This is a genomic window from Arthrobacter sp. (assembly GCF_031179385.1).
Lineage (GTDB): Bacteria > Actinomycetota > Actinomycetes > Actinomycetales > Micrococcaceae > Arthrobacter_D.
Genome location: NZ_JAPSHV010000045.1, coordinates 9,893 through 21,260, shown reverse-complemented (window position 1 = coordinate 21,260; position 11,368 = coordinate 9,893). Strand labels below are relative to the sequence as shown.

Here is an 11,368-nt window from a genome sequence, read left to right as displayed (position 1 = left end):
TCGCTCTCAGCGGCCGGGACCCCCACTGGACGACGGCCGGCTGACCACTGTCAGCGCTTCCGGAAGGGACTGACCGTCCGGCTGGCCAGCCGCACCCACTTGTTCTGCGGCTTGGGGCTGATGCGCTGGAACCAGGCGGTCGACGTCGGCAACCACATCAGCACCACCCCGACGAGCATGACGGCGGAGACCACGGAAAGCCCCGGTGTCCTGCGCACGAGGATCGGAACGCCGACGATGATCGCGATGGTTGTCAGAAGTTCCCGGGCGCCGCGCTTGCCCCGCCTTAACCCCAGTACCAGGGTCAACTGAACAAGTGCGATGCTTCCCAGCAGTGCGCCGAGGCCGATAAGCCCCGCCCGGTCAATCTCCTGCGAAGCCGCCGACAGCAGGAATGAGCCCGCGGCAATCAGGAAAAGGACGCCGACCAGTGCCGCCACGGCGATCGCAGCCCGGATGGTCAGCGGCCGCGGGGGAAGGTCCGGGCGGGGCTTGCGTGCCATGGATCAGCGGGGGGCGACGACGCCGGTGCGCGCGTCTTCGTCGTAGCGGTAGACCTCTTTGCCGCCGATCCAGACAGTGAGGGCACGCTGCATGACGTCCAGCGGGTCACCGCTCCAGAGCACGATGTCGGCGTCCTTACCCGGCTCAAGGGAACCAATGCGCTCTGCCAGCCCGAGCACCTTTGCGGGGTTGATGGTGATGGAGCGCAGCGCCGTAACGGGGTCCAGGCCCTCCTTCACGGACAGCGTCGCCTGGTGCACGAGGAAGTTGATCGGGATGACCGGGTGGTCGGTGATGATTGAGATCTCGACGCCGGCCTTCGCCAACTTGCCCGGATTGGCAATGGAACGCCCGCGCAGCTCCACCTTCGACTTCGTGGTGAACAGCGGACCGATCAGGACCGGTACGCCGCGCTCGGCCAGCACGTCCGCGAGCAGATGCGCTTCGGTGCCGTGGTCAAGGACCAGGTCATAGCCGAACTCGTCAGCGATGCGCAGCGCGGTCGCGATGTCGTCGGCGCGGTGCGCATGCTGGCGCCAGGGGATTTCGCGTCGCAGCACCATGGCCAGTGCTTCCAGCTTGGGGTCCCGGGCGTTCTCGTCCGCCTTGCCCATGTAGTTCTGGGCGTCCATGAAGGCCTTGCGGATCACCATCGCGGTGCCGAGCCGGGTGGACGGCGTCTGCTTTTTCTCCCCGTACACACGCTTGGGGTTCTCGCCGAGAGCCGACTTTAGCCCGCTGGGGGAGCGGAGCACCATCTCCTCGATATACCGGCCGTGAGTGTGGATAGCGACGGCCAACCCTCCGATGGGGTTGCCGGACCCGGGATTGATGTTTACGGCTGTCACTCCACCGGCAAGGGCGTCGTCGAAGCCGGGGTCGAATGGGTTCACGGCATCCAGGGCGCGGACACCGGCGGTGACCGGGTCGGTCATCTCGTTGGTGTCATCGCCCGCCCAGCCTTCGCCCTCTTCGTGCGTACCCAGGTGCACATGGGCGTCGACGAAACCGGGAAGAAGCCATTTGCCGGCGGCGTCGACAACATCCGCCCCTTCCGGTGCGGCGACGTCGGCGCCGAGCGCGGAGATCTTGCCGTCTTCCATCACGACGGTGCCATCGAAGGGTTCACCCTCGATCGGGACCACGTGCGCGTTGATGAATGCTGTGACAGTCATGGGTGGAGACCTTTCGCCGATGATGGGGGTCACACTCAAACTTACCGTCTGCCTACACTGATGCGATGATGCGACGATCAGCCCTGGTGACAGGTGCAGGGCGAACCGCGGGGCTGGGTGCAGGAATAGCCCGTGCACTCGCTGCTGACGGATGGGACCTGGTGCTCTCCTACTGGCACCCTTACGACCAGCGCGTGAACCAGGCCGAGGATCCGTACGGGGAGCTCCGTGACCTGGCGGCGGAACTGGAAGCGATCGGATCGCGGGTGACGCTCCTGCCTGCGGACCTTGAGCAGCCGGACGCTGCCGAAGCCCTCATCCAGGACGCAGCAGAGCTGGGGCCGCTGACCGGGTTGGTGCTCTCGCACACAGAAAGTGTTGACTCGTCCATTCTCGACACGACCCTGGAAAGCTTCGACCGTCACTTCGCGGTCAACGTCCGCGCCGCCTGGCAGCTCATCCGCGCCTTCGCACTGCAGTGCCCGGACGACGGCGGCGCCATTGTCGCGCTGACAAGTGACCACACCGTGCATAACCTCCCGTACGGTGCGTCAAAGGGCGCGCTGGACCGCATCGTCATCGCCGCTGCCCGCGAACTCGGCGGCCGGAACATCAGTTCCAACGTGCTCAATCCGGGTCCGGTGGATACCGGGTGGATGACCGATGACGTGCGCGAAGCGCTTACCCGGCAGCAGCCGACCGGAAGGCTGGGCACACCGGCGGATGTGGCCGGCGTCGTCGCCTTCCTCCTCTCACAGCAGGGACGCTGGATCAGCGGTCAGCTCGTCAAGGCTGACGGCGGGTTCTCCGCCTGAAGTTCCCGTCGGAAGCAGCCGGTTAGGATCATTCCATGACTGCTGGTCTCCTTCTCGCCGTGTGCCGCGTTCACGCCCTGCTGCCTACCAAGGACTCCACCGGCGTCACCGCTATCGACAAACGGGCGGCCGAAGGGCCTGTGAAGGTGCACCCCCTCGGAATCACCGGCGACATCCAGGCCAGCCGCAAACACCACGGCGGTCCGTCCAAGGCCGTGTATGCCTACTCCCAGGAGGACGCCGACTTCTGGTCAGCAGAACTGGGACGCGAAATGGAGCCCGGCAAGTTCGGAGAGAATTTGCGCGTCTCCGGAATTGAGGCGTCGCACGCGGTCATCGGCGAACGGTGGCGTATCGGGGAGGTGCTGCTGGAAGTGACCGAGCCTCGGACCCCGTGCGTCAACTTCGCCCGCTACCTTGGTGAGCCGAACTGGGTGAAGCGCTTCTCGGGCGAGGGCCGGATCGGCACGTATCTCCGCGTGGTCAAGGGCGGCCAGATCGAGGCGGGGAACCCCGTCGTCGTCGAACACCGCCCGGCGCACGGTGTGACCGTCGGCCAGCTTTTTGCCGGCCTCTCGCCGGAGCAGGCGGACAGGCTGCAGGCAGCGCACGACGCCGGGGCCAAGCTCACCCCCGACGTCACCAAGGTGCTTGCCCGCGTGCAGGCGCAGCGCGCGCCGGCACAGCAGGTTTCCGCCTAGCCGCTGGGCGCCGGACTGCCTGCCTAGGTGCGTGATTCCGGCCGGGACTTGCGGCGGGGGAGCCAGGGACGGGGACGAGTGTCGATCTCGCTGGGCAGCGCGGTCTCGATGCGGTCGTCCACCTGGTCGCCGAAGTGCTCGCTGAAGTTCTCGGACAATTCACTGGTGACGCTTTCGCCGATCTCCCGCTGCAACTCCTCCCGGCGTTGACGACGTTCCGCGCGCACCAGTAATTGGTGCTCGGCATGTAGGGCTTTGTAGAGACTGATGCACATGCCGATAATCACCACGCTGATGGGTAGCGCCGTGAGGATCGATCCGGTCTGAAGGGCAGCAAGACCGCCGGCGAGCAACAGTGCGATCGCCAGGGCTCCTTCCAGGGAAGCCCATAGCACCCGGCTCCACTTCGGTGGATTGGTCTCGCCGCCGGAGGCGAGCATGTCCACCACCAGGGAGCCGGAGTCAGAAGAGGTGATGAAGAAAATTGCCACCAACGCGATGGCAATGACGGACAGAAGTCCGCCCAGGGGCAGGCCCTCGAGGAGATTGAACAGAACGTTCTCCGAGACGATGCCTTCCGCGGGATCGAACAGTCCGCCGTTGAAGTCCTCGAATGCGCGATCGATTGCGGTTCCGCCCATGACGGCGAACCAGATGAAACTGACCATCGAGGGAACGAGCAGCACGCCTAGTACGAACTCGCGAACAGTGCGCCCGCGGGAGATACGGGCGATGAAGAGGCCAACGAACGGCGCCCAGGACATCCACCATCCCCAGTAGAAGATGGTCCAGGAGCCCTGCCAGTCGCGGCCTTCCTGTCCGGCGAACGCGCTCGAATCGAAGGTCAGTCCCACGACGGACTGCAGGTAGCCTCCGAGCGCCTGGACGAACTCACGGAACAGGAAGAGTGTGGGGCCGAGGAGCAGGACAGCGATCAGGAAGACCCCGGCCATCCCGAGGTTGATGTTCGAGAGCCACTTGATGCCCTTGTCGACCCCGCTGACCACCGAGAAGATAGCGATGAAGGTGATGACGATGATGAGCCCCACCAGGAGCGCATCAGAGCTCTCACTGAACGCTCCCAGTTGAACCAGTCCTGCCGAGATCTGCTGCACTCCGAGCCCGAGCGAGGTTGCCACACCGAAGACGGTGCCAACAATCGCGATGATGTCGATGACGTCTCCGACACGTCCGCGCACCCGGTTGCCTAGGAGCGGCTCAAGGGCCCAACGGATGGAAACCGGCCTGCCCTTGCGGTGAATGGCGTAAGCCAGCGAAAGGCCGACGACGGCGTAGATGGCCCACGCGTGGAAACCCCAGTGCAGGTAGGTCTGCGTCATGGCCGCGTTCGCGAGATCCCTTGCATCCCCCTCGACCCCGGGCTTGGGGTTGACGAAGAAGTTCAACGGCTCCGCTGCGCCCCAGAAGACGAGACCAATTCCCATCCCGGCAGCGAAAAGCATCGCAAACCAGGAGAGCAGCTTGAACTCCGGCTCGCCGTCATCCTTGCCCAGCTTGATATCGCCGAACCGGCTCAGCCCCATCCACACGGAGAAGACAACAAATCCTGCGACGGCAAGAATGTAGTAGGGGCCGAAGACCGCTACCACTCCGGTCTGTGCGGCTGACAGGACAGACCCGGTGCCCTCGGGAAAGACAATTGCCAGCAGTGCGGCAGCGAGGATGATGACCAGAGCGGGCCAGAAGATCCTCGGAGCGAGAATCACGCCCTTGCGGCCGCCTCGCTGCTTCCCGGACGACATTTCCTCCGCGGATGATTCCCGTTCTGATTTCATGACGACCCTTCAAAGCTGCGAGCTGTGAGCAAATTCGGATCACCAGTTTTTCGCGCTTGGATAGGCATTGCAAACGAGCGGTAGATCGCCCGATCGCAACCTGTGGGCATCCTCACGCCCGGGACGGCGCCGAAGTGGGGAACCGGATCAGGCGAGTACGCTACACTTGAAACATCCCCCACACCGGTTTTCCCTTTATTCCTGCCCTGAAGCGGCATGGATTGGTTGTGTTGGGGCCCGCAGCGATAAGCAAAGCGGGCAGATTCATTCAGGGAGCGCCGGTCATCAGAACATTGCACTTCACCGCTGTGAGAGCGGCCGAAGCTGGAATGTAAGGTCCTGCCGCGGGATTGAAACAGCGCTGGATTTCCTGTTCATACGGCTCATCGCAGCCGCCCGGCTCCTAGTGAAGGTCAACTTCCCCATGCCTGAAAACCTGTCCCCTGACGCCTCCGTCACCCCCGAAACCGAAACTCCGGACGTGAAGTTCACCGACTTCAACCTGGATGGCCGCGTCCTTGCTGCCCTCTCCGACGTCGGCTACGAGAAGCCTTCGCCGATCCAGGCAGCCACCATTCCGGCCCTGCTTGAAGGGCGCGACGTCGTCGGTCTGGCCCAGACCGGAACCGGTAAGACCGCAGCCTTCGCCATCCCGGCACTGTCGAAGATGGCCGAGCTGGCAGACCTCAACGGTCCCGCGAAGTTCACGCAGGTCCTGGTCCTGGCTCCGACCCGCGAGCTCGCGCTTCAGGTTGCCGAGGCCTTCACCTCCTACGCCAAGCACATCGACAACTTCACCGTGCTGCCCGTCTACGGCGGTTCCGCCTACGGCCCCCAGCTTGCAGGCCTGCGCCGCGGCGCCCAGGTAGTTGTCGGTACCCCGGGACGTGTCATCGACCACCTGTCCAAGGGATCGCTGGACCTGTCCAACCTGCAGTACCTCGTGCTCGATGAAGCCGACGAGATGCTGCGCATGGGCTTTGCTGACGACGTGGAACAGATCCTCGCCGGAACCCCGGAGGACAAGCAGGTCGCGCTGTTCTCGGCGACCATGCCGAGTGCTATCCGCCGCATCGCCCAGAAGTACCTGAACAACCCGCAGGAAATCACGGTCAAGTCCAAGACCACTACCGGCGCCAACACACGCCAGCGGTTCCTGCAGGTCATGGGCCCGCACAAGCTCGACGCCATGACCCGCATCCTTGAGGTCGAGGACTTCGACGGAATCATCGCCTTTGTGCGCACCAAAATGGCCACTGAAGACCTGGCGGACAAGTTGCGTTCCCGGGGCTTCCAGGCCGCTGCCATCAACGGTGACATCCCGCAGCAGCAGCGTGAGCGCACTATCGAGGCATTGCGCGACGGCAAGATCGACATCCTCGTGGCAACGGACGTCGCAGCCCGAGGCCTCGACGTCGAGCGCATCTCGCTCGTGGTCAACTACGACATCCCTCATGACACCGAGTCCTACGTGCACCGCATCGGCCGCACCGGCCGTGCAGGCCGTTCCGGTGACGCCATCCTGTTCATTACGCCGCGTGAGAAGTACCTGCTGCGCTCCATCGAGAAGGCAACCCGCCAGCCGGTGGAACAGATGCACCTGCCGTCGACGGAGGCCGTCAACGAGCTGCGCCTGAACAAGTTTGCGGAGCGCATTACGGAGACCCTCGCCACCGAGGACGTCTCGATCTTCCGTGACCTGATCGCGAACTACGAGGATGAGCACAATGTGCCCGCGGCGGAGATTGCTGCTGCACTGGCCGTCATGGCTCAGGGCGGAAACCCGCTCCTGGTCAAGGACATCCCGCAGGCACCTGTCGGTCAGAAGGAACGCGCAGGCGGCCGCAAGGACGCCTTCGGCTCCCGCGGCCCCACGCGCACCCTCACCGAGGGCAATGCGACCTACCGCATCGCAGTCGGCCGTCGCCAGCGCGTCATGCCCGGCTCCATCGTTGGCGCCATCGCCAACGAAGGTGGACTATCGTCGTCGCAAATCGGCGGGATTGACATCCGTGCGGACCACACCCTGGTCGAGCTCCCAGCCGAGCTCTCCAAGGACCAGTGGCGTGCGCTGTCCAAGACCCGCATCGGCGGCGAGCTGATCCACCTTGAGCTGGACAAGGGGCGCCGGCCGAACCGCGAGCGTCCCGCCGGCGACTTCAAGAAGCCGCACCGCAAGGGCGACGGCGACTTCCGCGCCGAGCGCTCCCACGGCAGTGACTTCCGCAGCGAGGGAACGCACAATGACCGCGGCTTTGGCTCCGACGACCGCAAGGCCCGTCACAAGAAGGGTGCCGGCGCCGGCACCGGCCGTCGCGACAAGTGGTGATTTTGCTCTCCCTGTAGGGAACTAGAACGACGCCGGTCTTCCGCAGTTGCGGAGACCGGCGTCGTTGTTTCTGGGGTCGGTTCAGCTCCCAAACGGGCCCCTGGGGCTCGATTTTTCAGCACGCGATTTAGCTGGTAAAGTTTTCTGCTGTTGCCCCCCTAGCTCAGTGGTAGAGCGCGTTCTTGGTAAGAACGAGGTCACCGGATCGATTCCGGTGGGGGGCTCGAAATGGGAGGCCCGCTGAAGATCGTAAGATTGAATGCGGGCAGTCTCATTTGTGGCGGTGTAGCTCAGCTGGTTAGAGCGCACGACTCATAATCGTGAGGTCGCGGGATCGAGTCCCGCCACCGCTACAGATACCAGGCCGGCGGCTCAGAGAGCTGTCGGCCTGCTGTGTTTTCGGCTGGTCCCGCTGCGGGCGGGCTGTGGTCAGCCTCCTTATAGTATGGGCCCGAGGCACATCGACAGGACAAGGAACCATGACTGATAACGATTCGGCCTGGGGGCCGGGCGAAAACCCGGAAGATTTTCCGACCCGCGCAAGCCGACGCCGCTCCGGACGTGAACCGGGCACAGGTCCCATCTCGGAAGTCCCTCGGTTCGCGGACCGCCTGACACCCGCACCGCAGGCTGCCCAGCCGGTACCAGCGCAGTCCCCGGCGCCAGCCCAGCCGGCACCAGCCCAGTCTCCGGCGGCAGAGCCGGTCGAGGACACAGTCCGCCGCCCGGTGCTCGACATCCGTTTCGACGAGTCAGCCCACAGCGTCCGGACCATGTCGGTCCCCGTTGTTCTTCCCCAGCAGGCACCGGTCGCGGTGAGCACGGTGCCCCCGGCACCGGTGGCAGCCCCTTCCGCAGCATCCGAGGACGCAATGCAGTCGGAAACGGGTACCCGAACCACGACGCCGGTCACTGAGGTGCCGGTTGTTCCCACCGTCCCGAGCGCTCCCGCCGATCCTCCCCGACAGACGCGCAGGCAGGAAGAGGGCCGACGTCGTTCCTTCCTCGCCGCAGATAACGGCACTATCCCCGCAGAAACGGGACTGCGGGGGCTGCTCTCGCGCCTGGGCATCCGCATGGCCCCGTCACAGCGGGAGCTCACTGCACGTGCCCATACCCGCGCCGTGAGCCAGCACTGGCCCGGCCCGCGCACCATCTCCGTGGTGAACGGCAAGGGCGGCGCCAACAAGACCCCGACCACCGTGATGCTTGCCGCCGTCTTCGCACGGAACGGTGGGGGACCGGTGCTCGCCTGGGACAACAACGAAACCCGCGGCACCCTCGGCTGGCGGACCGAGCAGGGCCCGCACAACTCCTCGGTCATGGATCTGCTGCCCGAGACCAGCCAGCTGCTGGCACCCTCGGCGCAGTCCGCGCTGCTCGCCCGGTATGTCCACCACCAGACGGAAGACAAGTACGATGTCCTCCGGTCCAAGCCGGACGTGCTCGCCTCCGAACAGAAGATCACCGCTGACGACTTCGACGCTCTCCACGAGGTGGCGTCCAAGTATTTCCGCCTGAACATCGTCGACTCCGGGAACGATGAAACGGCAGAGCGCTGGCTGCGCATGATTCACCACACCGACCAGCTGGTGATCGCTACCACCACGCTTGAGGAACATGCGGAAGCCGGCGCCCTTTTGCTCGAGGCGCTGCGCGGCCGCGGCGGCAAGTACGCCCAACTGTCGCAGAACGCCGTCGTCATAGTCAGCCAGTCGGACAAGAACGGTACCGCAGCGCAGGCGCAGCACATCGCCGATGGATTCGGACAGCTGGCCCGCGCGGCAGTGACCATCCCGTACGACGTGGCCTTGCTGAAGGGCCGCATCCGATGGGGGGCTCTCAAGCCGGCGACCCAGAGCTCGTGGCTCGCCGCCGCCGCCGCTGTTGCCGACGGGCTCTGATACTCAGCTTGCTTATCATTCCGATCATTCCTAGGCTGGATATGTAAGCCAACGGAATGGAGGAAGCATGACTATGCACGATATTTCCGGCAAGAAAGTGGCCTTCCTGCTCACGGACGGCGTCGAACAGGTCGAGCTGACCAGCCCCTGGGAAGCCGTCAAGGGCGCCGGTGGAGTGCCAACGCTCGTAGCCCCCAGCGAGGGTTCAGTGCAGGGCTTCAACGGCACCGAGAAGGGCGATACGTTCCCCGTCGACCTCACGGTGAGCCAGGCGAAGGCTGAGGACTTCGACGCGCTGGTACTGCCCGGTGGAGTCGTCAACGCCGATCACCTGCGCGTTGACAAGGACGCGCAGGCCTTCACCCGCAGCTTCTTCGAGCAGCACAAGCCCGTCGCGGCGATCTGCCACGCGGCGTGGCTGCTCATTGAGGCCGGTGTGGTGAGCGGACGCTCCATGACGTCCTACCACACGCTTGAGACCGACCTCAGAAATGCCGGCGCGCAGTGGACCGATGATGAGGTTGTGGTGGACCAGGGCTTCGTGACGAGCCGTAACCCCGATGACCTCCCGGCCTTCAACGACAAGGTGCTCGAGGAGATCGCCGAGGGTCCGCACGAGGGGCAGACCGCCTGACCCTCCTCCTTTGTTTCGCCCGGCTGCCCCGTCCCTGACGGTTTGCGTGGCGGCCGGGCGGCTTCAACCACAGGTCCGGTAGCGTGGCGACATGCTTACCGGACCTTTCCTGTGCCACGGCGTGTCCTGGAGCAGGTCCGGCCCATCACTGACGCTCGCCAGCCCGCAGGGCGCTGTGACGCCCATGCCTCTGACCGGTCTGCCGACTTTCCTGGGCTTCCGGATCCTCAGCCGCAGCGGAGAGCGGTTCTGCCTCGGTTATTCCAAGGCGCTTGGCGCCAACGGACGCCGATCCTTTCCCTGTCCCGAACAACGGACGGCTGACCGCGGTTACCAGTGCGGACCCTGCTTCGCCCGGGACGACTTCCGGTTCATGCACGACGTGCACCGCTCGGGTGTGGCGCCCGAGAGCCTCACCGCCTACCTCGCGCAGGACCACTGGCTGTATGTCGCCACGTTCGCTGACGGCTCCACCAAGGTGGGCACGGCATCGGACCGCAGCAAGTGGACCCGGCTCGCGGAACAGGGAGCCGTCGTCGCCCGCTACGTTGCCCACGCCGAGGACGGCCGCGTTGTCCGGGTCCTTGAAGACGCAGTCACCCGGCATGCCGGCCTGCCGCAGGCTGTGCGGTCGGCAACGAAGACTGCCGCGCTCTTCCGCCCCCTGGCATCGCCGGAAGTCGACAAAGAGAACCGGGAGGCCGCCGGCGTCGTCCATGCCCTGCTTGCCCAGGGGATGGATATCGACGGGTTCGAGCCGGTGGAGGAGCAGTGGGAGGCGCCGGAAAGCTGGCCCGTGGTGCTCACGGCGCGGGCGCCGGTCTACCCCCTCAGCCTTGACGCCGGGGACCACGGGGGACGGGTGCTGGCGCTCCTCGGGCAGACCGCGCTGTTCGAGCTTCCGGAAGCTCGCTTCCTTCTGAACCTCACATTGTTGCGCGGACGCCGTATTGAGCTTGGCGCTTTCCGGTCCGCGCCTGTTGCCGTCCAGGACGAGTTGTTCTGAGGACTCCGCCCGGGAATTCCACGCGAGGGGGAAGGTGGATGTGAAGCACCTGGGGAAACACTATTCGCTGGGCAAACGCAGGTTCGGTTAGGCTTACCTTTGTTCGTTTGCCTGCGGCCGCTGCCGCTACCTCCAGGAGTACCAACTCATGAACCGACCGAAGCTCGTTGCTGCCTGCGCTGCATTCACCATCCCCATGCTGGCGCTGTCGGGCTGCGGCGTCCTTGGCATTGGCAGTGCGCCTGCCGACCTGCAGATCTACACGGCCCGGCACTATGACCTGGAGGGTGCGTTCGGCGAATTCACCGATGAAACCGGCATCAGCGTTGAGTTCATCACCGGTGATGATGCCGAGTTGCTCGAGCGGCTCAAGGCGGAAGGAAGCGACACGCCTGCCGACGTTTTCATGACCGTGGACGCCGGCAACCTCTGGAACGCTGCCCGTCAGGATGTGCTGGCCGCGACGTCGTCGGCCACGCTGGACGAAGCCGTGCCGGAGGATCT

General features: G+C 65.0%; 9 protein-coding genes, 2 tRNA genes and 1 pseudogene. 9 read left to right on the top strand and 3 right to left on the bottom strand.

The window, feature by feature from the left end; translation table 11 throughout:
• Positions 1-50 precede the first annotated feature (50 nt).
• Together RIF85_RS08415 and RIF85_RS08410 are read right to left on the bottom strand one after the other, a co-directional pair.
• Positions 51-503 (bottom strand): hypothetical protein, encoded by a 453-nt coding sequence (locus tag RIF85_RS08415; RefSeq protein ID WP_309071459.1) that lies wholly within the window; start codon positions 501-503, stop codon positions 51-53.
• A 3-nt stretch (positions 504-506) separates the two neighbouring features.
• Positions 507-1,679 carry an amidohydrolase gene (locus RIF85_RS08410; protein ID WP_309071458.1) on the bottom strand — a complete coding sequence of 391 codons (1,173 nt, stop codon included), beginning with the start codon at positions 1,677-1,679 and terminating at the stop codon, positions 507-509.
• 65 nt (positions 1,680-1,744) lie between these two features.
• Here RIF85_RS08410 and RIF85_RS08405 point away from each other — a divergent pair, with 65 nt between their 5' ends.
• Positions 1,745-2,494, top strand: coding sequence for an SDR family oxidoreductase (locus RIF85_RS08405; RefSeq protein ID WP_309071457.1), 750 nt, complete (start codon positions 1,745-1,747; stop codon positions 2,492-2,494).
• Between the two features lie 35 nt (positions 2,495-2,529).
• On the top strand, positions 2,530-3,195 hold the full coding sequence (locus RIF85_RS08400; protein ID WP_309071456.1) for an MOSC domain-containing protein: 666 nt from the start codon (positions 2,530-2,532) through the stop codon (positions 3,193-3,195).
• 23 nt (positions 3,196-3,218) lie between these two features.
• Here RIF85_RS08400 and RIF85_RS08395 read toward each other — a convergent pair whose 3' ends face one another.
• Positions 3,219-4,991 (bottom strand): BCCT family transporter, encoded by a 1,773-nt coding sequence (locus RIF85_RS08395; protein WP_309071455.1) that lies wholly within the window; start codon positions 4,989-4,991, stop codon positions 3,219-3,221.
• A 424-nt stretch (positions 4,992-5,415) separates the two neighbouring features.
• On the opposite strand from RIF85_RS08395, the gene RIF85_RS08390 reads away from it, so the two are divergent.
• From RIF85_RS08390 to RIF85_RS08360, 7 genes and pseudogenes are all read left to right on the top strand, one after another.
• Positions 5,416-7,320, top strand: coding sequence for a DEAD/DEAH box helicase (locus RIF85_RS08390; protein WP_309071454.1), 1,905 nt, complete (start codon positions 5,416-5,418; stop codon positions 7,318-7,320).
• A 152-nt stretch (positions 7,321-7,472) separates the two neighbouring features.
• A tRNA-Thr gene (locus RIF85_RS08385) sits at positions 7,473-7,544 on the top strand.
• 55 nt (positions 7,545-7,599) lie between these two features.
• Positions 7,600-7,673: transfer RNA gene (locus RIF85_RS08380), tRNA-Met, on the top strand.
• A gap of 126 nt (positions 7,674-7,799) precedes the next feature.
• Positions 7,800-9,224 (top strand): ATPase, encoded by a 1,425-nt coding sequence (locus RIF85_RS08375; RefSeq protein WP_309071453.1) that lies wholly within the window; start codon positions 7,800-7,802, stop codon positions 9,222-9,224.
• Positions 9,225-9,291: 67 nt separating this feature from the next.
• The gene (locus RIF85_RS08370) at positions 9,292-9,858 is read left to right on the top strand and encodes a type 1 glutamine amidotransferase domain-containing protein (RefSeq protein WP_309071452.1); all 567 of its coding nucleotides are present in this window, start codon (positions 9,292-9,294) and stop codon (positions 9,856-9,858) included.
• Between the two features lie 91 nt (positions 9,859-9,949).
• Positions 9,950-10,864 (top strand): DUF2797 domain-containing protein, encoded by a 915-nt coding sequence (locus RIF85_RS08365; RefSeq protein ID WP_309071451.1) that lies wholly within the window; start codon positions 9,950-9,952, stop codon positions 10,862-10,864.
• Between the two features lie 148 nt (positions 10,865-11,012).
• A pseudogene (locus tag RIF85_RS08360) lies at positions 11,013-11,368 on the top strand (Fe(3+) ABC transporter substrate-binding protein); the annotation flags it as partial.